Source organism: Parvibium lacunae, assembly GCF_003335215.1.
Taxonomy (GTDB): domain Bacteria; phylum Pseudomonadota; class Gammaproteobacteria; order Burkholderiales; family Burkholderiaceae_D; genus Parvibium; species Parvibium lacunae.
The window spans coordinates 1-20,318 of record NZ_QPGB01000003.1 but is presented as its reverse complement, the minus strand read 5'-3'; the positions used below and the strand labels follow the sequence as shown (position 1 = coordinate 20,318).

Genomic DNA, 20,318 nt, shown 5'->3' with positions numbered 1-20,318 from the left:
GTTACCCACGGTTATAAAACTCGCTGCGCAAGTAAACACGGCGTAAGGCGCGTAACCCAACCAGGATTGCCGCACTCATTGGAAGCGCCAACAAAATGCCAAAAAAACCAAAGAGCTGGCCACAGGCGAGCAATGCAAAAATCACGGCCAGCGGATGCAAACCAATGCGCTCTCCAACCCAGCGCGGCGTCAGCCAAAAGCTTTCTAAAATTTGACCCAGACCATAAATAGCAATCACAGTTAGTATTTCGTTCCAGCCCGTAAAGTCTAATGAGGCAGATAGCAATGCCAACATGAAACCAAAGGCATAACCCACATAGGGAATGAAAATCAATAGCCCAGTTAGCACCCCGACAGGAACCGCCAATTCAATGCCCGCTAGATAGAGAGCAAGTGCATAATAGGCAGCTAGGCACAACATCACGGCTAACTGACCGCGTAAATATTGGGCGAGCAAACTATCTGTTTCTTGCACTAACCCGAGCACTTGAGCTTGCCAACGGCGGGGAATGCCTTGCCCCATGCGTTGAAAAATCACGGTCCAATCCATGAGTAGGTAAAACAGCACCATGGGGACAAGAATCAAGTTACCCAATACGGTGAGTAACACCGTCCCACCGGTCAGGGCGTAATCAAATGCCAGTGAGAGAACGTCTTCGCTGTTATTAATCCAGGTTTTATTGATGGCAGCTCGAATGGCTTTCCCATCAAAATTCACTTTGAGGCCAAACCATTCCTTTAGCTTTGGCGCTAATGTGCCATTGAGCTGGCTCAATAGATTGGGCAATTTGCTCTGCACCAGCAGAATCTCTTGTTGTACGACAGGCACAACGATGAGAACTAAACCAATCGCGATCAAGAGTAAGACCAGCAACATCAGAATAACAGCGAGCGCACGTGGGCAGCCCCGGCGATACAAGCGCTCAACACCCGGTTGCAACATGTAAGCAAGGATAAATGCCAGCAAAAAGGGCGTTAATACGGGGCTCAGTAGCCATAAGAGCCATAACAAGGCGATACCGGTGCCAAGCCAGGCCAGTGTTTGCCAATTTCGGCGGGTGCTGCTGTGTGGGCGTGCAGGATCATGCGAGGGCATGTGATTAACCTGTAAAATAGAGAGTTGACGTTATTGTAGCTGCCTTGTTAGTGCCGATGCAGGGCAAAATCACAAAGGAATCACTGTGTCTGAACAAAAAACTAGCCTGTCCTACCGCGATGCCGGGGTCGATATTGATGCCGGGGATGCCCTGGTTGAACGGATTAAACCGCTGGCGAAGAAAACCCTGCGCGAAGGCGTTCTGGGCGGCATTGGCGGGTTTGGCGCCTTGTTTGAAGTGAGCAAAAAATATCAAGAACCCGTCTTGGTGTCGGGTACCGATGGCGTGGGTACCAAACTGAAACTGGCCTTTATGCTCAACAAACACGACACCGTGGGCCAAGATTTGGTGGCCATGAGCGTGAATGACATCTTGGTGCAAGGCGCTGAGTCTTTATTCTTCTTGGATTATTTTGCCTGCGGTAAGTTGGATGTAGACACTGCCGCCAGTGTGGTCAGCGGGATTGCACGGGGCTGCGAATTAGCGGGTTGCGCTTTGATTGGTGGCGAAACCGCTGAAATGCCGGGTATGTATCCCGACGGCGAATACGACCTAGCTGGTTTTGCCGTGGGCGTAGTAGAAAAACGCAAAATCATTACAGGTCAAACGATTCGTCCTGGTGATGTGGTGCTGGGCTTGGCTTCTAGTGGCGCCCATTCCAATGGCTACTCACTGGTACGTAAAATTATTGAACGCGCCAACCCTGATCTGAATGCGGACTTCCATGGGCGCACGCTCAAAGACGTGTTGCTGGAACCCACCCGCATTTATGTCAAACCGATTCTGGCCTTGCTCGAAAAAATCACCATCAAGGGTATGGCGCACATTACTGGTGGCGGCATTGTGGAAAACATTCCGCGTGTGTTGCCAGAGAACACCACGGCCGTGATTGATAAAAACAGCTGGACCTTGCCACCTTTATTCCAATGGCTACAGCAACATGGCAATGTGGCTGATGCTGAAATGCACCGCGTCTTTAACTGCGGCATCGGCATGGCAGTGGTGGTGGCCGCAGAAGACGCCGCCGCCGCGGCAGACTTCCTGCGCGAGCAAGGCGAAACGGTGTATACGATTGGTAAGATTGCGGCGCGTGAGGCAGGGCAGGCCCAGACTGTGGTGGTGTAACAAAACTTGTGCGGTATCGCCGCCCCATTTGTTTGAGCGTATGCTAACAGTAAGCAAAAACGAAACACAATAAAAAACGGTAGCATCGCTACCGTTTTTTATTGGGTAAATGCTTTGTGATGATCTGCACAGGAAGGAGTACTTGTTATGTCTAAAAATCAGATACGTGTTGCGGCTGCCATGGTGATCTTGCTTGCTACGACAAGCGTGTATGCTAATACCAACGTGCAAACCAGTGACCATCAACCTGTGCAACAGGCCCAGCCCGAAGCGGAGCCAAGTAAGCCTCTGCCGAATAACAAACTCGGACGAGCGGTAGGCAAGGTCGAGGCGGGGGCTAAACGTACTGTTGAAAAGGTCGAAGCGGGCGTCCAGCACGTCGGCAGCAAGGTCACTAAATTTGGGGAAAAAGTGGGGCAGACAGTAGAACAAAAAGCCGACAAAGTAAAAACCAAAGTCAATGCGTGGGTTGGCGATGACGGTAAAAAGTCTGCAGCACCGATTGAAGACGCCAAAGTCAGCGAAAAAAACACGACGAAACACTGAATCAGACCAATGCGGATTGCGCGCGTAAGGCAGCCAGGCACGGACTGAGCAACGCTGGCTGCAAACAATCAATGACGATCCGGTCTTCCATGCCGCGCAGCCAAGTTAATTGACGTTTACAAAGCTGGCGTGTCGCCGCAAGGGCTTTTTCTCGCATTTGTAATGCATGAACCTGCCCATCAAAATATTCCCATGCTTGGCGGTAACCCACGCAGCGCATACTGGGTAAGCCAAGATGCAAATCACCACGTGCTCGCAGTGCCCGCACTTCATCTAGAAAACCCTTTTCCATCATCTGATCAAAGCGCTGCTCGATCCGTTCATGCAGCTTGTGGCGATCACTTGGCTCCAAGGCAATCGGGAGGTAGCGATGCGGGCTGAGTGTTAAGGGCCTCTCCTGAAAGTGAGCCGACATCGGCTTGCCCGTTAAGTGCCAAATTTCAAGCGCACGCTGGATTCGCTGGCTGTCGTTGGGCGACAGTCGAGCCGCAGTGGCTGGATCGACCCTGGCTAATTCAGCATGCATACCCGGCCAGCCGATTTGTTCAGCTTGGCGATCAAGTTGGGCGCGGGTCACAGCATCGGCTTGGGGGAGATCATCTAATCCCTCCCGCAACGCTTTGAAATACAGCATCGTGCCCCCAACCAGCACAGGAATGTTCCCCCGTTGTTGAATCGCAGCGATGAGACGGCTTGCATCGGCACGAAATTGCGCCGCCGAGTAGCTTTCCAGAGGGTCAATCAGATCAATCAAGTGATGGGCGACGCGTTGCCGTTCTGATTGGCTGGGTTTAGCGGTGCCAATATCCATGCCGCGATAGACGAGCGCTGAGTCTACCGAAATGATTTCAATCGGCAACTGTTCGGCGAGGTCAAGCGCGAGACGGCTTTTACCCGAGGCCGTGGGCCCCATCAGTAAAATGACGCTAGATTGTAGGTTTGAGAGAGCGGAATCAACCATAACAAAATTATCCGCTACTTTTGGCGCCTTCTTGCGCAACATACCAAAATAGCTGCAACTCATGTCAGATTGGTAAAACTGCGTAGGGGTAATCCCGTGCTACGCTGGCTATAATGAAGGCGAAACTAGCGTAACGTTTTCGCAGCCAAGCTGCCACCATCGAGAGAGAGACATGGATCCCCAATTACGTAAAGCGGCACTTGAATACCACGAATTTCCGACCCCAGGCAAAGTATCGGTCACGCCGACCAAGCAGCTCACTAACCAACGAGATTTGGCGCTTGCCTATTCACCCGGTGTGGCGGCGGCCTGTGAAGAGATTCATGCCGATCCTGTCAATGCCTATCGTTATACCTCACGGGGTAATTTGGTGGCGGTAATTACCAATGGCACGGCGGTATTGGGGTTAGGCGCCATTGGCCCGCTCGCGTCAAAACCCGTGATGGAAGGCAAGGGCGTGCTCTTTAAGAAATTTGCCGGGATTGATGTCTTTGATATTGAAGTCAATGAAAACGATCCCGATAAGCTGATCGATATCATCGCCGCCCTCGAACCGACCTTTGGCGGGATCAACCTTGAAGATATCAAAGCCCCTGAGTGCTTTTACATTGAACGTAAGTTACGTGAGCGCTGCAAGATTCCTGTTTTCCATGATGACCAGCATGGCACCGCGATTATTGTGGGCACCGCGATTACCAATGGCCTTAAGGTTGTGGGTAAAGATATTAAGAAAGTGAAGCTGGTGACCTCTGGTGCGGGCGCTGCCGCTTTGGCTTGTTTAGATTTGCTCGTTGATTTAGGCTTGCCCCGCGAAAATATTTGGGTGACCGATCTGGAAGGCGTGGTGTACAAGGGTCGCACGGTGCTGATGGATGAAGACAAAGCACAGTTTGCACAAGAGACCGATGCTCGCAAGCTCGCGGACGTGATTGCGGGAGCCGATATTTTCCTGGGCCTATCTGCCGGCGGCGTGCTGAAACCAGACATGGTGAAAGCCATGGCCGATAACCCCCTAATTTTGGCGCTGGCCAATCCTACGCCCGAAATCATGCCGGAAGAGGTAAAAGCGGTACGCAGCGATGCGATTATCGCGACCGGTCGCTCTGATTACCCCAACCAAGTGAATAATGTGCTCTGCTTCCCCTATATTTTCCGGGGGGCATTGGATGCGGGCGCGACCACGATTACGCGTGAGATGGAAATTGCGGTGGTGCATGCGGTGGCAGAACTGGCGCAAGCGGAATTGAGTGATGGCGTGGCCTCTGCCTATGGCATAACCAATTTGAGTTTTGGGCCGGAATACCTGATCCCGAAACCATTTGATCCGCGCTTGATTGTGAAAATAGCGCCTGCGGTGGCCGAAGCCGCGATGAAATCCGGCGTCGCCACACGCCCCATTGCGGACTTGGAAGCCTACAGTGAACAGCTCCAGCAGTTTGTCTATCACTCGGGTAATACCATGAAGCCAATTTTCGCGGGCGCCAAGCGTGCAACCCAGCAAGGTCAGCGTTCGCGGATTATTTTCGCTGAAGGGGAAGATGAACGGGTGCTGCGCGCAGTACAAGTGGTCGTGGATGAACATTTGGCGAAACCAACCTTGATTGGCCGCCCTGCTGTGCTGGAGCATCGGATCGAGAAATTCGGGCTGCGTCTCAAACAGGGCGTTGATTTTGCGGTGATTAACCCCGAGGATGACGCCCGCTATCGCGATTACTGGAGTACTTACCATCGCATGACCTGTCGCGAGGGAGTGACGGAGCAGTATGCCAAGTTGGAAATGCGCCGTCGGGCAACCTTAATTGCCGCCATGGCGATTCATAAGGGCGATGCGGACGGCATGATTTGTGGCACTGTCAGTAACTATGGTGTCCATTTGCATTACATCGATCAAGTGTTGGGGAAGCGGGCAGGTGCGCATACGTATGCGGCAATGAATATTCTCATGCTACCCAATCGGCAAATTGCGCTTGTTGATACCCACATTAACGAGAACCCCAGCGCCGAGGACTTAGCTGAAATTACCCTGATGGCTGCTGATGAACTGCGTCGCTTTGGGATTGAACCCAAGGTTGCGCTAGTCTCTGATTCAAATTTTGGTTCAGGTCAGCACACGCAGGCGGCCAAAATGCGCACTACCCTAGAGATTTTGCGCCAACGCGCACCGAAATTAGAAGTGGATGGTGAAATGCATGGTGATTGCGCGCTGGATCCGTCAATGCGAGAAAGCGTCATGCCTTATTCCACCCTCAAAGGAGCGGCCAATTTATTGGTTTTCTCCAATAAAGAAACTGCCAACGTTGCCTACAATTTGCTGAAAACCGCAGCGGGTAATAATGTTGCGATTGGGCCGATTTTATTGGGTGCCGCCAAACCGGTGAATATTTTGACGCCGTCTACCACGGTTCGTCGAATTGTGAATATGACCGCCTTGACCGTGGTAGATGCGAATGCCCAGCGCTAGTCATTTGCCGGTGTCACATTGATTGAAAAAGCCCGGATACTGATTCGGGCTTTTTCTTATGTATCGTTGCAAGCGGGGAACAGGCAACACTTTTTTATGATTGAGCCGTTACCTAAGCCAAACAGGAATGGTAAATTTTGTTCATGGAACCCGCTGCGACACAATCTCAATCCCCAATTGGCCTGATCCTCACTGGCGGCGGCGCTCGCGCTGCCTATCAAGTCGGGGTTTTGCAAGCCATTGCCGCCTTGCTTGCAGAGTATGGGCACTATGGACCGTCGCCTTTCAAAGTGGTTTGTGGCACCTCTGCGGGCGCTATCAATGCGACTGCTTTGGCGTCTCGCTCGGATAATTTTGAGGAAGCTGTTTTTCGGATTGGCGATATTTGGGAGAATTTCCGGGCGGAGCAGGTTTACCGGGCGGATTCGCTGGGGGTAATTCGTACCGGGGCGAAATGGCTGACGGCACTCTCGTTTGGCTGGATGCTTCGTAAGCGCCCGAAATCGCTGCTCGATAACTCGCCACTGGTCGATTTATTGCACAAGATGATCGATTTGCCGCGTTTAGATGAATGTCTAGAATACGGCCATTTGCGCGCGCTAGCCGTGACGGCTTCCAGTTACAGCTCTGGGTACCATGTCACTTTTTACCAGACACTCCAGCAAATTCAGCCCTGGATTCGCACACAACGTCTGGCTCAGCCCGACCAAATTACGATCCAACACCTGCTCGCATCGGCGGCAATCCCCTTTGTTTTTCCTTCTATTCCTCTGGCTTTTAATAATCGCCGTGAATTTTTTGGCGATGGGTCGATGCGTCAGCTGGCCCCGATTAGCCCGGCCATTCACTTGGGTGCCAGCAAGGTGTTAGTGATTGGGGCAGGCCAGATGCGAGATTCTTCGACGCTCGCGAGTGACACCCCTTTGCCCCATGCAAGTTACCCCAGCCTGGCGCAAATTGCCGGTCACGCGCTATCCAGTATTTTTTTAGATAGCCTGGCGATGGATATTGAACGACTCACACGCGTGAACCACACGATTCGCCTATTACCGCCTGAGGTACAACAGCGCAGCGCTTTACGCTCGGTAGATGTGTTGGTAATTGCGCCGAGTGAGCGTTTAGACTACATCGCCGCCAAACATGTGGCAGCGCTACCAGCACCGGTACGCCTGCTCTTAGGGGGAATCGGCGCGACCGAGCAGCGCGGCTCTGCCCTTGCCAGTTATTTATTGTTTGAAGCCGCCTACACGCAAGAATTGATGGCATTGGGGCGCAGCGATACCCTCGCGCGTAAAAGTGAAGTGTTGGATTTTTTTGATCTTGAACCCGCGGTTCAAGTCGTGGAATAAACCATGCAACGATACCCCGCGCTAGCGCGCATTTTTCTGCAAAGTGTGACTTGCTTCTTGCTACTTTTCTGCAGCACGGTCAGCGTCACCGCCCACCAAAGTCCTGAACAGCCAGTGATTGCCTCGATCACTTGGGCAACTTTGCCACCAGAAGCACAGCAAACACTACAGCTTATTCGCCAGGGTGGGCCTTTCCCCTACACCCGGGATGGCACCGTCTTTCAAAATTTTGAACAACGCTTGCCGCGCCAGCGCCGAGGCTATTACACAGAATATACCGTACCGACACCCGGCTTGAGTCATCGCGGCGCACGGCGCATTGTGGCGGGGGCGGGGAAACAGAATGACCCCAAAACCTCCGGCGAGTATTACTACACGGCCGATCATTACCAACGTTTTTTACGGATTCAGCAAGTGCCCTAGGAGGGATGCCATGTCAACAAGCCACACCATACCAACCAAGCATGATTACTCTGCCTTGAGCGCGCTGCCGCTCACCCTGCTGGAACCGCTTGGTGAGCGCCCGCTTGCGGGTCTGAAACAAGCTGCGCTGGCTGGGCAACAACAGTGGCTCTATGCCGACCTTTCAAAATGCCGCAGCTTGAGTGCGATCTTGCATCGTTTGCAAGATCTGTTTCGATTACCGGCCGACTTTGGGCACAATCTGGACGCTCTGTACGATAGCTTGCTTGATATTCCCGCACCCGTTCCCGCGCCTGGGCTGACACCCGGCTTTGTGGTTGTCCTTGAGTCCATCCTATCGGCGGTACCAAAAACTGATCGACAGGCCTTGCTCGCCGTCTTTGAGCAGGTTGCCGCAGATTTTGCGGCGCGTGGGGTCGCTTATCGACTCTATTATTCCCAAGCTGATCAAGACTAACTGCAGGGTTAGTTCTTCTTTAGCAATCTCCCAGCGATACTTGCAACGCAGCCAAGACTGCCAGCCCAGCCGTTTCAGTGCGTAGAATTCGAGGGCCAAGCTGAATCGCTTCAGGCAAACAACCGCTAGCGCGCAGCGGCGCTGCCAGTAACTGTGCTTCTTCCTGAGGGCTTAACCCACCCTCAGGGCCAACAACCAGGCTGATGGTTTGTGTGGGGATTAGCTGCAGCGCTGACAAACGGGTTGTCGCCCGCGGGCTTAACACCAAGATTCTGTTGGCCTGGCTCGATTCGTTGGCGGTGAGCCAGCCTGAGGCTGGCGCTGCGACCCAATCACTAAAACGTGTTATTGGCTGTAACTGCGGCAGTTGGTTACGTCCACACTGCCCGCAAGCACTCACCATGATATCTTGCCAATGTTGTCGCTTACGGAGGGCGCGTTCCCCGTCGATTCTAAGCGTCGATTTTTCTGTCAAGAGGGGGGTAATCGACTGCACGCCCAGTTCAACCGCTTTTTCAATGATCCAGTCCATTTTCTCAGCGCTGCAGAGGCCTTGCACCAGATGCAGGGAAAGGGGGCTTTCGCGGCTATGCTCAACAAGGCTCAGCAGTTGCCCGGTCGCTTGCTGTTTTTGCACATGACGTAGCTCAACGAGACCTTCCCGGCCTTCGCCGTCAAACACCGCCAGGGTGTCGCCAACGCGCAAGCGCAGCACGCGAACCGCATGGTGGAAAACAGTCTCAGGCAAGCTGATTTCAGTTCCTATGGAAGGCAACTGGGGCAGATAAAAACGCGGCATAGACGAAACGATAAAACTGGGTTATAACGCATTCTGCGTTAATTTTTTTGTGAGAAGAGCCTCATTATGCGCCAAATCATCCTCGATACTGAAACCACGGGTCTGGATCCCCGGCAAGGCAATCGGATTCTCGAAATTGGTTGTGTCGAATTGATTAACCGCCAGCTCACCGGCAATAACCTGCATTTCTACATCAACCCAGAGCGCGCCAGTGAAGAAGGGGCACTTCGCGTCCACGGTTTAACCGAAGACTTTTTGAGCGATAAGCCTAAGTTCGTTGAGATTGCGGAGCGCCTGCGGGATTACTTGGCCGGGGCTGAAATTATTATCCATAATGCGCCCTTCGATGTCGGTTTTCTCGATGCCGAATTTGAGCGCTTAGGGTGGTCACGGTTTAACCAGTATGTTGGTGGTGTGACCGATACCCTGGCCTTGGCTAAAGAACGTCACCCTGGCAAGCGTAATTCACTGGATGCACTGTGCGAGCGCTATGGGGTCTCGAATGAGCACCGGGTTTTGCATGGCGCACTCTTAGATGCCGAATTACTCGCTGAAGTCTATGTCGCGATGACGCGTGGACAACATAGCTTGGTGATTGATGAGGCGGCAACCGAGTTGGTGCAGTCGGGCCATGCACAAGCCAGTAGAGCCCGCCGCTACGACACGGCAGCGCTGATGGTTTTGTATGCCGACGCTGAGGAGGAAGCCGCGCACCAGTCTTGGCTGGCACAGGTAGAAAAAGAAAACAAGCAACCGACGCTCTGGCAGCAGTTGCTCACCGTGCCCGTATCGGCAGCGCAAACCCCAGTCAAGACCGATACCTCCATGGAACAAGCTGCCCCTGCTTATTGAGTGGAAGCTCTTACATTACGGGATTCATAGTGCTGCTAATTTATTCCGCGCCAGTGGCGGGTTCTTAGCGAAATAACGCTTAATCCCAATCAAAATCGCGCGCGCCATCCGTTCTTGATACTCTTCATCATTCAGCTTCGCTTCTTCTTCTGGGTTACTGATAAAGGCGGTTTCAATCAGAATAGAAGGAATATCGGGGGCCTTGAGAACGGCAAAGCCAGCCTGTTCAACATCGTTTTTATGTAAACGATTGATGCCACTGATCTCTCGTAAGACCGCTTTACCCAGTTTCAAGCTGTCATTGATTTGAGCGGTGGTGGAAAGATCTAATAAGACTTTTGCTAGCTGTGCATCACGGGTATTGATGTTGACCCCGCCAATCAGGTCAGCCGCATTTTCTTTATTCGCCAACCAGCGGGCAGCGGTGCTGGTGGCGCCCTGCTCAGACAACGCAAATACCGAGGAACCACGCGCATCTGGTTTGATAAAGGCGTCAGCATGAAGCGAGACAAATAAATCGGCTTGTACGCGACGGGCTTTTTGTACCCGGACATGAAGTGGTACAAAATAATCAGCGTCACGCGTCAGCATCACTCGAATTTGGCTTTCTTGTTCGATATGCCGTTTGAGTCGTTGTGCAATTGAGAGCACGACGTGTTTTTCATAAGAGCCGGCTTGCCCAATCGCGCCTGGGTCTTCCCCTCCATGCCCCGGATCAAGCGCGATGGTGATTAGGCGATTATTCCGCAAGATCAATTCCTCGTCTCCGGGGCTGGGGGCGCGTTCTGTGCGTGGTGTGGGGCGAGTGGCGGGATTGGCCCCTTCGACGCTCGTTGCGGGGGCCAGCGGCGTGGACCCTGGCCCTGTTTTCGGTGCCGGATCAAGCTTGTTTTCTTGTAAGAGCGCTAGCAGGCTGTCTTTTGGCGTGCTCGGATACAAATCCAAGACCAAGCGATGTTTATATTCCCCTACCGGCTGCAACGCGAAGACTTGAGGCTTGATTTCTTCCTTTAAATCAAAGACCAAACGAACCACTTTGGGACGATTCTGCCCGACGCGAACTTGCGCGATGTAGGGATCATTCGGGGTAATTTTGGAAACCAGATTACGTACCGCATCATTGAGCTGCAACCCTTCAATGTCCACCACGAGACGATGAGGGTCTTTAACAATCATGTGACTGAAGCTGAGCTCATTATCGTGTTCCAGCGTAACCCGTGTGTAGTCTGCGGCTGGCCAAACTCGTACGGCTACCACTTGTGCCGCCTGCGCGAGGCGTGGCAGGGTACCAATGAGCGTTAAGACAGTTCCGTGCGTCGCGGCGCGCAACAGCTGCCGCCGCCGGGGCGAGCGGAGCATTGATGAGGCTAAATCGCCGTTTGAAAATGTAGGTGGTTTAGGCAACCCTGTCCTCGTTCACTATAGGCCTGTAGTGTCGCCGTACGAAAATCAGCATACTCGGCACTACTGGCATGGTTTAGTGACACACTGAGATCGTGCTGGGGTAAGGTATTCGCGGCTTTTTCCGGCCATTCGATGAAACAGACGGAATCTGCTCGAAAATACTCAGCAAATCCGGCATCCAGCCATTCTCTTGGATCACTAAATCGATAAAAATCAAAGTGATACAAGTATATTTTAGAAAGTGGATGAAGTTCAACCTGATTTTGTGCTTGAGGTTGAGGATGCAATGGTAAACGAGCGATCTCATATGGCTCGACCAAGGTGTAGGTTGGGCTTTTGATCCGCCCGGAAACCCCCAGACCACGCAGCAATGCTCGGATCAGGGTGGTTTTACCCGCACCTAGATCGCCATGCAAATGCACTTGCATGCCGGGCTGCAACGTTTGCGCCAAGGCCTGGCCCAGTTTCTCAGTGGCAAGGGAATCGGGTAGGGCTACAATCATGAAAATGGATGAATCCGCAAAAAAACAGTTAGTTCAACAGATAAGCACGTGGGCCAATGCACTGGGCTTTGCCGATCTGCGCATCGGGCCAGCCCGAATCGACCCGGCGGCGCAGGCTCGCCTTGCCTCTTGGTTGGCGGCTGGTTATCACGGCAAGATGGATTATATGGCGCGGCACGAAGCGTTGCGGCGCGACCCAACGCAATTACACCCGCAAACCTTGCGCGTCATTAGCCTGCGCATGAATTATTTACCTGCTTCGACTACTGACAATTGGGTCGATCAAGCCTGGGAAACACTGAATCGGCCAGGGCAGGCCTACGTTTCTTTGTATGCCAGGGGACGCGATTATCACAAAGTGCTACGTCAGCGTCTGCAGCAGCTCGCGAATCAAATTCAGCAGCAGGTGGCGGTTGATTTTCCTGATATGGATTATCGCGTGTTTACCGATTCAGCTCCCGTGATGGAAGTGGAGCTGGGTCAGCAGGCAGGACTCGGCTGGCGCGGCAAACACACCCTACTCTTAACGCGGGAAGCAGGGTCGATGTTTTTTCTTGGCGAGATTTTCACGAACCTGGATTTGCCGATGGATTCCCCGACGGCACCAGAAGCCATGCATTGTGGGACATGTCGCCGGTGTCTTGACGTCTGTCCGACCCAGGCGATTGTGGCGCCCTATTCACTGGATGCCCGCCGCTGTATTTCTTATCTCACCATTGAAAACAAGGGGGCGATTCCCGTGGAGCTGCGCCCCTTAATGGGCAACCGGATTTATGGCTGTGATGATTGTCAGCTAATTTGCCCTTGGAATAAATTTGCGCAGCGAGCCCCGATCAATGATTTTGACGTGCGCAATGGCTTGGACAGCGCGAGCCTAGTCGCGCTGTTTGCCTGGACCGAGCGCGAGTTTAACGAGCGCCTGCAAGGCAGCCCGATTCGGCGCATCGGCTATGGCCCTTGGCTACGTAATATTGCTGTGGCGCTCGGTAATGCGCTGCGCGATAGCGCATCCCACCAAGCTGCCATCATGATCGAGGCGCTGCAGGCAAAAGTCGATGACCCTGATCCATTGGTTCGTGAACATGTTGCTTGGGCCTTGGCACAGCAGCCGTCTGGCGCCACCTAAACCAAACTTAACCACAGGGGCAGTGTCAGGATTGAGAGCAGCGTAGAGGCGGAAATGAGATAGGCCACCAAAGGCCCATTGCCACCCATGCGGGTTGCCAAAATATAGGCGCTTGATGCAGTTGGTAGTCCGGCAAATAACACCACAATTTTCAGGGGTAAGCTGGCTAAGCCGAATTGTCGGCCGACCCAATAAGCGATCAATGGATTAACGAATAATTTCAACATGAGCCAGGCGCTACTCAGCCATCGCGCTTCGTTGACCCCCGCCAAGCGGATACCAGCGCCAACCGCAATGAGGCCCAACGCAACAGAGGCACTGCCCAAGCGTTGCAAGGTGGTCATCATCACTTCCGGTGGATGCCAGCCGATGATGTTCAGCAAGAGGGCGCTGACTGTTGCCACAATCAGAGGGTTGCGCAGCAATTCTTGCCAGAGGCGTGTTTCACCGTGGCGAGCCAAGCCCCACACTGCGGCAATATTACAAAATGGGACATTAAAACCAATGATGACAGCCATGAGCGCCAGTCCTTCTTCGCCACCCAGGCGAACGGCAAGCGCGAGGCCAATATAGGAATTGAAGCGAAACGCGCACTGAACGCCCGAGGCAAAAGTCAGGGCTGGCACCCGGCTTGTTAGCCGTAACCCATAACCCAAGAGGCCTCCGGCGAGGGTGGCGGCAAAGGAGGTTTTTAAGAGGGTAGCGGTGCTGACTAAATCAAAACTGGTACGTATCACTGAATGAAATAGCAGGGCAGGGAAGAGCACGAAAAAAACGAGTTTTTCTAAGGTTGCCCAAAACTCACTGGGCCAACGTAATCCGCGGTAAAGACCCCAGCCGAGTAGGATGAGCGCGAAATCGGGGAGTAAGAGTGCGGCCATAAGTGCCTATTGGTTGAGCGCCGTGTTTAGGATGGGGTATTTTTCAGCGCGACGATCATATCAATCTCTACGCAAGCATTCTTCGGAAGTTGGTAAACCCCAACCGAGGTGCGTGTGTGCTGGCCATGGGGCGCAAAAATCTCATAAAGCAGGGTCGAAGCGGCATCGGCTACCTCACTTTGTTGGGTAAAGTCTGCCGCGCTTTGGGTGAAAGCCGTCACTTTCAGAATTTTTTCAATCAAGCTGAGTGAGCCGATCTGCTGCTGCACAATACCCAGCCCGCGTAGGATACAAACTTCAGCTGCACGCTGCGCCCCTTCCAGCGTTTGGGTTTCACCAACCCGCCCAGTTCCTGCAATGATGCCTTGTACCCGCGGCACCATGCCGCTGACATAAAGTATGCCGTTGTGTTCGACACAGACATCGTAATTCGCGCCCCCTTTGATGGGGTTCTCAAAGACAAGACCGCGCAGCGTTAAATGTTGGTGATAACGTTGGTCACGCGGGTCGGAGAAATGGTTCGTCGTGGTTGTCATTGATACAGCTCCCTCAATCGTCGGCATATGGTATAGCGTAACAAGACCGCATGCAGTTGCATAGCAACAGTACCTGACAAAATAGGGCGAGACAGGGGCGCGCCGCGCAGTATAGTTTAATCGAGGTTCTTCAGGAGCTGCGCAAGCTCGACAGCAGACTTGACATGCATTTTGTCGAAAATTCGGGCGCGATGAACCTCAACCGTGCGCATGCTAATACCCAGTTGATCCGCAATCACTTTGTTATATTTTCCAGCCAGTATTAGCGTCATTACCTCTTTTTCACGGTCTGTTAAGCTGGCCAAATCTTCATGTACTTGATGTTTCTGGGCTGAAAGATGCGTGGTTCGTTGCGCTTGGTTGAGTGCTTCAAGAACCCGATCAACCAATTTATTGTCATTAAACGGTTTCTCAAAAAAATCAAAGGCCCCTTTTTTTAATGCCTCGACCGCCATCGGTACATCGCCATGGCCGGTTAAAAATATCACCGGAGCCTGCTGGTGTAATTGGCGCTCAAACAAAATATCGAAGAGTTCCAGTCCACTCATCTGCGGCATTCTCACATCTAGCAAGATACAGGCAGGCTGATCAAAATGAATGGCATGCTCGTTAATCGCGTCAAGAAAAGCATTTGCCGAGGCAAAGCCGATCGCTTTAATCCCTCGTGACTTGAAGAGCAATATTAGGGCGTCGCGAATAATATCTTCATCATCAATGACATAAAGCAACATCTTGATCTCCTACATATCGCCAGCGGTGGAATACGCTGGCCATCAAATAATTACGTAGACGGCTGATAAGCGGGTAAGCTGAAAATAAAGCGGCAGCCACTGGGTTGATTCGGTTCATGCCATAAGCTGCCATGGTGAAACTCAATAATTGAACGGCAGATATTCAAGCCAATCCCCATGCCTTCAGATTTCGTGGTGAAAAAAGGTGAAAACAGCTTGCTAGCGACAGCCGAGTTTATGCCATGCCCCAAGTCTTCAACAGCCAGATAGACTTTCTCATGGGTATCAGATGCAGCCACCTCAACCCAGGCACGCAGGGTCAGGTGCTGTGCTGATGGCGGTACGCTTTCCATGGCCTCAATCGCGTTACGGGTGAGATTGAGTAATACTTGCTCTAGCATCACGCGATCAATCAAGAGCGGAGGCAGTTGCCGGCCAATTTCATAATGAATTTGAACGCTACTGTGGCGGGTTTGTAGCTCGACTAAAGGCTTGATGGATTCAAATAATTGTTCCACAGTACATGGTGCCTTTTGAGGTTCCCGTTTACGGACGAACTCATGCACACTGCGGATCACATTCCCAGCTCGGGTGGCCTGCTGATAGACCTTTTGCAATATTTCTTCTATGTCTGTCACGCTAAATGGTGGTAACTCAATACCTTGGCCTGTTGCCGCTGTTTGCCGATTGGCATTTAGCATATTCAGTGCAGCGGTGCTGTAGCTGGTAATGGCAGAGAGCGGCTGATTGAGCTCATGCGATAACGTTGAAGCCAGCTCTCCCATTGTCGTCAAGCGCGCAATCGACTGTAATTTTTCTTGATGTTGTCGGTTGAGTTCTTCCATTTTTTTCTGTTCTGTTAAGTCTAGAATAGAACTCATCCAACCAGTTTGCTCTCCCTTACTATTTCGCAGCGGCGCTTCAAAAATCAGAACAGGAAAGCGTGTGCCATTTTTGTGCTGAAAAATGGTTTCATAGCCTTCTTGCGTAATCGTCCCTGCCAATACTTGAGCGTGTCTTTCGCTGTATTCTGCATAGGCCTCGGGGGCCCAATAGGGCATCGGTGGCCTAACCCCAATCAGCTCCTCTGCGGTAAATCCCGTCATTTTGCAAAAGGCTGGGTTGACGTAGGTCACCCGGCCTTCCAGATCCCGCGCCCGCAGCCCAGTGACCAATGAGTCTTCCATCGCACGCCGGAAGGTGTATTGATCGCGAAGCGCTTCATCAAGCTCATGACGTCGATGTAAATCACGAAACAATATCCATAAACTCCAGAGCAGCGCTACTGAAAGTGAGACAACGATCACAACCAGAATATTAGGAATAAGGTCTGGCGAGCCTTTAAGACTATTGACCCGGAGCACAACGGCGGCACCGGGGAGTTCAATCGCCGTGAAATGTTGGTAAATCCCTTTACCGTGACCGCCTGCACTGCGTTCGGCGAGCACCACGCCGTCGGGCTCGGTGAGTTGAATCTGGTTATCTTTGGCGAACCACCAGGGCACCATTTCATCCAGTATGCCGCGTGAAGAGAAGATAACGCACAGGGTGCCAATGATCCCCTCATCAGAAATCAAGGGAATGTGCAGGTCAAACAGCCCATCGGCCTCAGATTCGGGTAGCCTTAAGATGTAAGGTTGGGAGTAGGTCGGTGAGCGTAGACGCATGGCCCGAACCGCGGCTTGTTTCGAGTTTGGGTTCAACTCTGTAAATAAATTGCGTCCAATTTGTTCACTGACACCAACACTGGCCAAGATGTTCAAGTTTGCATCGAGCCATAGGACATTTAGGATTTCACGATTATTCCGAATGACCGATTGTGCTTGAGCTTGGAATTGCTGGGGTGAGAGCCGTCCTGAGGCAAGGTCATCAGCAATCACGCGCATCGAGCGTTGGTCTCCTTCAAGCTGAAATTCAATCGCTTGTTGCATCCATAGGGTGTCGACGATCAGACTTTCTTGGCGGTCATTCCGTTCTATCGTGAATGAGAGCCAGAGAAAGGTTCCCACTGCACATAGAAAGAGTCCGATAAACACGGCGGGCATCCACCAGCGCAACCGCTGCTGCTGGCGCTGGCTTAAGCGATACCAAGGGTAGTACGTTAAGAGTTTTTTAAGGAATGGGGCAAAATTTGGCATTAGTCAATAGTAGCCCAAGCGACATACATCGTGTCTGTCTCCCAGGGGAGGCGGCGTTGGAGATCGTGATTTATGAGACAACAAAAGTGGGAAATAAAGTAGCGGGATTGTCGCAGGTTAAAAATTAGCTTCCGATTGTGGAAAACCGTAGTTGTGGGAAATCCTGGGCTGGCGCAATCTTGGTAAGAATTCTCTTCTACCTGTTATTTTTGCTGGTAAATCGTAAACCATGCGTCGCCAATTTATACAAACCTGTGCTCAACAAGCCTTACTTAGCAGTACTTTTGCGGCGTCTTGGTTAGCCGCTCCGCAGGCCTGCGCCGCGCAGTATTCGGTGACGTCTCCACTGATTGTTAAATTCAGCCATGTCGTTGCAGAAGATACCCCCAAAGGCAAGGCGGCGCTTTTTTTCAAAACTCGCCTGGAATCGTTATCGCGCGGCTTGATTAGAGTCGAGGTGTATCCCAATAGCCAGCTTTACCGAGATCGGGAAGAGTTAGAGGCATTACAGCTCGGTGCAGTACAGATACTTGCTCCTTCTTTGGCCAAGTTCGCGCCATTGGGAGTTCGCGAGTTTGAAATCTTCGATCTGCCCTTTTTGTTTGACGATGCGGCACAAATGCACGCTGTTACCAGTGGTGATATTGGTAAAAGTCTGCTGAAGAAACTGGAATCGCGCGGTATTAAGGGCCTCGCTTATTGGGATAATGGTTTTAAGCAAATGAGTGCCAACAAACCATTGCGTTTACCCGATGATTTACGTGGCTTAAAGATGCGGATTCAGCCTTCTCGTGTACTCGATGCGCAAATGCGTGCCGTCGGGGCAACTCCGCAGGTAACGGCTTTTTCAGAGGTATATCAAACTTTGCAAACCGGCCTGGCGGATGGCACCGAAAATCCCGCCTCCAATTTTTGGACGCAACGGTTGCATGAAGTCCAGAAATATTTGACTCTATCAGATCATGGTTATTTGGGATATGCGGTAATCGTAAACCGTAAGTTCTGGGAAGGGCTGGACCGCGATATACGACTCATCATGCAGCAAGCAATGGATGATGCGACCCGCTTTGCGAATGAAATTGCGCGTAAGGAAAATGACGAAGCACTTCTTAAAATTAAAGCCGCTGGCAAAACCCAGGTTTTATCGCTCAGCGCCAACGAGAGAGCCGCCTGGCGTTTGAGTATGATGCGCGTTCACCAATTATTTACCAGCTCCCAAGATCGCGACCTGATTCGGGCAATTTACGGTCAAACAGGCTTCCGATATCCATAACCCTTACGCATTATCCACACCTAGCCATTATCAAATTTATCTATAAACATGAGGCATAACTTATCAACGGAGGCAACTCGCCATGTCATCTTTTTTGCGTCTACTCTTTCTCCCTCTGTATGTTTTATTTACCTTGGTTCCTACTGTGGCCTATGCACAAGAAATCCTTATTGGGCAGGTTGCTCCATATACTGGAAACTTGGCCCCAACAGGTAATGACTATCGACGAGGTATTGAAATTTGGTTTGAGCACCTCAATGCGCGGGGAGGTATTAAAGGTCGAAAACTAAAACTAGTTGGATTAGATGATGGCTATAAAACTGAAGATACAGTTAAACAAACGAAGCAGATATTGACTAACAACGACATTGTTGCATTAGCGGGGTTCGTTGGTACAGGAAATGTAGAGGCAGTTTTAAAATCAGGTTTACTCGAAGAGCATAGAATCCCACTTATCGGTGTGAGAACTGGAGGTATTTTGACCCATTATCCATACCTATTTCATTTGCGGGCGAATTATCGAGATGAAGTGCAAAAAATGCTACAGCACGCTTCAACGATAGGCCTGAAGAATATTGGTGTTTTTTACCAGGATGATTCATTCGGTAAAGTTGGTTTACAGGCTGCGGAAGAGTTTGCCAAGGAGTATGGGCTTAATATTTTGGCAAAAGGTGCCTATGAGAAAAATACAACTAAGGTAGAAAATGCGGTTGAAACTATGCTGAAAGCCGAGCCTCAGGCAATAATCATGATTTCCAATACCGCGGCTAGTGCAGCATTTATTAAGCAATTGAGAGAGCGAAATAATTCAGCGTATTTATTTATTCAGTCAGTAACTGATGGCGAGCAGTTGGCGCAACGAATTTCAGACAATTTGGCCAGGGGCGTGGTGATTGCCCAAGTAATGCCAAATCCTTACAAAAGAAGTTTACCGCTTTCTCGAGATTTTCATCTCGATGTCGCTAAAAGTCGAGTCGAAGGTGCCAAGGTCAACTACACCACTCTTGAAGGGTACGTGACCGGGAAAGTTATTACGGCAGCTTTGGAGAGGGCTCCTAAAATTACTCGACAAGAATTGACACGAAGTTTGGAACGCTTGCGACGCTTAGACTTAGGTGGTTTTATTATTGATTTTGATGAAAAGAATCATCGAGGATCTCCTTATGTCGAGCTATCAGTGATTAGTGCTGGGGGTAAAGTAATTCAATAGATATTCTTGCATTTTCTGACCATCAGTCCAGCTTCGTGATACATGCGATAGGTGCGCTTTGGGTTGAGTTACCACCCCTCGCGACGCTGACCTGCTCCCCAACTTAGTCCGAACTGGACGTAGAGTTTGCGGTTAAAAAACTGTCTGCAAACTGATCAGGGGTTTGATAGCCGATAGCACTATGGGGCCGCTGAGTATTGTAGTCGTGTCGCCATGCCTCGATAAGCTGCCGGGCATGACGCATCGACATAAACCAGTGTTCATTCAGGCATTCGTCGCGGAATTTACCATTGAAACTCTCGATATAAGCGTTCTGCTGTGGTTTGCCGGGTTGAATGAAGCGCAATTGCAAGCCAACAGCATAGGCCCATTCATACAACGCCTTGCTGACGAATTCTGGACCATTATCGACTGTAATGCCCTTGGGCAAGCCACGGCTCTCGGCC

At 51.5% G+C, this 20,318-nt stretch carries 20 protein-coding genes; 10 read left to right on the top strand and 10 right to left on the bottom strand.

All coding sequences use genetic code 11. The features are described 5' to 3' along the window. Window position 1: 1 nt before the first annotated feature. The gene (locus tag DU000_RS07750) at window positions 2–1,096 is read right to left on the bottom strand and encodes an AI-2E family transporter (RefSeq protein ID WP_114402833.1); all 1,095 of its coding nucleotides are present in this window, start codon (window positions 1,094–1,096) and stop codon (window positions 2–4) included. A gap of 85 nt (window positions 1,097–1,181) precedes the next feature. Between DU000_RS07750 and purM the strand changes: the two genes are divergently transcribed. Both purM and DU000_RS07740 read left to right on the top strand, forming a co-directional pair. Continuing rightward, window positions 1,182–2,222, top strand: coding sequence for a phosphoribosylformylglycinamidine cyclo-ligase (gene purM, locus DU000_RS07745; protein WP_114402832.1), 1,041 nt, complete (start codon window positions 1,182–1,184; stop codon window positions 2,220–2,222). A gap of 147 nt (window positions 2,223–2,369) precedes the next feature. Next, window positions 2,370–2,768: a hypothetical protein gene (locus tag DU000_RS07740; protein WP_114402831.1), complete on the top strand. Its 399-nt coding sequence runs from the start codon at window positions 2,370–2,372 to the stop codon at window positions 2,766–2,768. A gap of 1 nt (window position 2,769) precedes the next feature. Here the strand turns inward: DU000_RS07740 and miaA are convergent, their stop codons facing one another. Further along, window positions 2,770–3,729 (bottom strand): tRNA (adenosine(37)-N6)-dimethylallyltransferase MiaA, encoded by a 960-nt coding sequence (miaA, locus tag DU000_RS07735; protein ID WP_114403072.1) that lies wholly within the window; start codon window positions 3,727–3,729, stop codon window positions 2,770–2,772. Window positions 3,730–3,901: 172 nt separating this feature from the next. Here miaA and DU000_RS07730 point away from each other — a divergent pair, with 172 nt between their 5' ends. The 4 genes from DU000_RS07730 to DU000_RS07715 all read left to right on the top strand — a co-directional run bounded on the left by DU000_RS07730 (window position 3,902) and on the right by DU000_RS07715 (window position 8,419). Next, the gene (locus tag DU000_RS07730) at window positions 3,902–6,190 is read left to right on the top strand and encodes an NADP-dependent malic enzyme (RefSeq protein WP_114402830.1); all 2,289 of its coding nucleotides are present in this window, start codon (window positions 3,902–3,904) and stop codon (window positions 6,188–6,190) included. Window positions 6,191–6,333: 143 nt separating this feature from the next. Next, complete coding sequence (locus DU000_RS07725) at window positions 6,334–7,539, top strand: patatin-like phospholipase family protein (RefSeq protein WP_114402829.1); 1,206 nt, start codon at window positions 6,334–6,336, stop codon at window positions 7,537–7,539. 3 nt (window positions 7,540–7,542) lie between these two features. Beyond that, entirely contained in the window at window positions 7,543–7,962 is a 420-nt protein-coding gene (locus DU000_RS07720; protein ID WP_114402828.1) for a guanyl-specific ribonuclease, read from the top strand. 10 nt (window positions 7,963–7,972) lie between these two features. Then, window positions 7,973–8,419 (top strand): barstar family protein, encoded by a 447-nt coding sequence (locus DU000_RS07715; RefSeq protein ID WP_158529657.1) that lies wholly within the window; start codon window positions 7,973–7,975, stop codon window positions 8,417–8,419. A 19-nt stretch (window positions 8,420–8,438) separates the two neighbouring features. On the opposite strand, the gene DU000_RS07710 is transcribed toward DU000_RS07715, so the two are convergent. Further along, entirely contained in the window at window positions 8,439–9,218 is a 780-nt protein-coding gene (locus tag DU000_RS07710) for a 16S rRNA (uracil(1498)-N(3))-methyltransferase (RefSeq protein WP_114402826.1), read from the bottom strand. Window positions 9,219–9,284: 66 nt separating this feature from the next. Here DU000_RS07710 and dnaQ point away from each other — a divergent pair, with 66 nt between their 5' ends. Continuing rightward, window positions 9,285–10,070 carry a DNA polymerase III subunit epsilon gene (gene dnaQ, locus DU000_RS07705; protein ID WP_114402825.1) on the top strand — a complete coding sequence of 262 codons (786 nt, stop codon included), beginning with the start codon at window positions 9,285–9,287 and terminating at the stop codon, window positions 10,068–10,070. 24 nt (window positions 10,071–10,094) lie between these two features. On the opposite strand, the gene DU000_RS07700 is transcribed toward dnaQ, so the two are convergent. Together DU000_RS07700 and tsaE are read right to left on the bottom strand one after the other, a co-directional pair. Continuing rightward, a complete protein-coding gene (locus DU000_RS07700) occupies window positions 10,095–11,429 on the bottom strand; it encodes an N-acetylmuramoyl-L-alanine amidase (protein WP_114402824.1) in 1,335 nt (444 codons plus the stop codon). A gap of 8 nt (window positions 11,430–11,437) precedes the next feature. Further along, window positions 11,438–11,977, bottom strand: a complete 540-nt coding sequence (gene tsaE / locus DU000_RS07695) for a tRNA (adenosine(37)-N6)-threonylcarbamoyltransferase complex ATPase subunit type 1 TsaE (RefSeq protein ID WP_114402823.1) — start codon at window positions 11,975–11,977, stop codon at window positions 11,438–11,440. On the opposite strand from tsaE, the gene queG reads away from it, so the two are divergent. Next, window positions 11,976–13,103: a tRNA epoxyqueuosine(34) reductase QueG gene (gene queG, locus DU000_RS07690; RefSeq protein ID WP_420812129.1), complete on the top strand. Its 1,128-nt coding sequence runs from the start codon at window positions 11,976–11,978 to the stop codon at window positions 13,101–13,103. The genes tsaE and queG overlap by 2 nt on opposite strands. Here the strand turns inward: queG and DU000_RS07685 are convergent. The 4 genes from DU000_RS07685 to DU000_RS07670 all read right to left on the bottom strand — a co-directional run bounded on the left by DU000_RS07685 (window position 13,100) and on the right by DU000_RS07670 (window position 17,389). Then, window positions 13,100–13,984 carry an AEC family transporter gene (locus tag DU000_RS07685; RefSeq protein ID WP_114402821.1) on the bottom strand — a complete coding sequence of 295 codons (885 nt, stop codon included), beginning with the start codon at window positions 13,982–13,984 and terminating at the stop codon, window positions 13,100–13,102. The two genes, queG and DU000_RS07685, sit on opposite strands and share 4 nt — an antisense overlap. 26 nt (window positions 13,985–14,010) lie before the next feature. Beyond that, window positions 14,011–14,520: a RidA family protein gene (locus tag DU000_RS07680; RefSeq protein WP_114402820.1), complete on the bottom strand. Its 510-nt coding sequence runs from the start codon at window positions 14,518–14,520 to the stop codon at window positions 14,011–14,013. Window positions 14,521–14,636: 116 nt separating this feature from the next. Next, window positions 14,637–15,248, bottom strand: a complete 612-nt coding sequence (locus DU000_RS07675; protein ID WP_114403071.1) for a response regulator transcription factor — start codon at window positions 15,246–15,248, stop codon at window positions 14,637–14,639. 53 nt (window positions 15,249–15,301) lie between these two features. Continuing rightward, window positions 15,302–17,389 (bottom strand): sensor histidine kinase, encoded by a 2,088-nt coding sequence (locus tag DU000_RS07670; RefSeq protein WP_114402819.1) that lies wholly within the window; start codon window positions 17,387–17,389, stop codon window positions 15,302–15,304. 229 nt (window positions 17,390–17,618) lie between these two features. Between DU000_RS07670 and DU000_RS07665 the strand changes: the two genes are divergently transcribed. After that, window positions 17,619–18,662 carry a TRAP transporter substrate-binding protein gene (locus tag DU000_RS07665; RefSeq protein ID WP_114402818.1) on the top strand — a complete coding sequence of 348 codons (1,044 nt, stop codon included), beginning with the start codon at window positions 17,619–17,621 and terminating at the stop codon, window positions 18,660–18,662. Window positions 18,663–18,744: 82 nt separating this feature from the next. Beyond that, window positions 18,745–19,872 (top strand): ABC transporter substrate-binding protein, encoded by a 1,128-nt coding sequence (locus tag DU000_RS07660; protein WP_114402817.1) that lies wholly within the window; start codon window positions 18,745–18,747, stop codon window positions 19,870–19,872. A gap of 103 nt (window positions 19,873–19,975) precedes the next feature. On the opposite strand, the gene DU000_RS07655 is transcribed toward DU000_RS07660, so the two are convergent. Then, window positions 19,976–20,318: integrase core domain-containing protein (locus DU000_RS07655; RefSeq protein WP_147266980.1), on the bottom strand; the 343-nt coding region annotated here is incomplete at its 5' end.

Coding starts and splice junctions, on each gene's coding strand:
- DU000_RS07750 (WP_114402833.1), bottom strand. CDS start 1,096: ATGCCCTCGCATGATCCTGCACGCCCACACAGCAGCACCCGCCGAAAT.
- DU000_RS07740 (WP_114402831.1), top strand. CDS start 2,370: ATGTCTAAAAATCAGATACGTGTTGCGGCTGCCATGGTGATCTTGCTT.
- miaA (WP_114403072.1), bottom strand. CDS start 3,729: ATGGTTGATTCCGCTCTCTCAAACCTACAATCTAGCGTCATTTTACTG.
- DU000_RS07730 (WP_114402830.1), top strand. CDS start 3,902: ATGGATCCCCAATTACGTAAAGCGGCACTTGAATACCACGAATTTCCG.
- DU000_RS07725 (WP_114402829.1), top strand. CDS start 6,334: ATGGAACCCGCTGCGACACAATCTCAATCCCCAATTGGCCTGATCCTC.
- DU000_RS07720 (WP_114402828.1), top strand. CDS start 7,543: ATGCAACGATACCCCGCGCTAGCGCGCATTTTTCTGCAAAGTGTGACT.
- DU000_RS07715 (WP_158529657.1), top strand. CDS start 7,973: ATGTCAACAAGCCACACCATACCAACCAAGCATGATTACTCTGCCTTG.
- DU000_RS07710 (WP_114402826.1), bottom strand. CDS start 9,218: ATGCCGCGTTTTTATCTGCCCCAGTTGCCTTCCATAGGAACTGAAATC.
- dnaQ (WP_114402825.1), top strand. CDS start 9,285: ATGCGCCAAATCATCCTCGATACTGAAACCACGGGTCTGGATCCCCGG.
- DU000_RS07700 (WP_114402824.1), bottom strand. CDS start 11,429: ATGCTCCGCTCGCCCCGGCGGCGGCAGCTGTTGCGCGCCGCGACGCAC.
- queG (WP_420812129.1), top strand. CDS start 11,976: ATGAAAATGGATGAATCCGCAAAAAAACAGTTAGTTCAACAGATAAGC.
- tsaE (WP_114402823.1), bottom strand. CDS start 11,977: ATGATTGTAGCCCTACCCGATTCCCTTGCCACTGAGAAACTGGGCCAG.
- DU000_RS07685 (WP_114402821.1), bottom strand. CDS start 13,984: ATGGCCGCACTCTTACTCCCCGATTTCGCGCTCATCCTACTCGGCTGG.
- DU000_RS07680 (WP_114402820.1), bottom strand. CDS start 14,520: ATGACAACCACGACGAACCATTTCTCCGACCCGCGTGACCAACGTTAT.
- DU000_RS07670 (WP_114402819.1), bottom strand. CDS start 17,389: ATGCCAAATTTTGCCCCATTCCTTAAAAAACTCTTAACGTACTACCCT.
- DU000_RS07665 (WP_114402818.1), top strand. CDS start 17,619: ATGCGTCGCCAATTTATACAAACCTGTGCTCAACAAGCCTTACTTAGC.
- DU000_RS07660 (WP_114402817.1), top strand. CDS start 18,745: ATGTCATCTTTTTTGCGTCTACTCTTTCTCCCTCTGTATGTTTTATTT.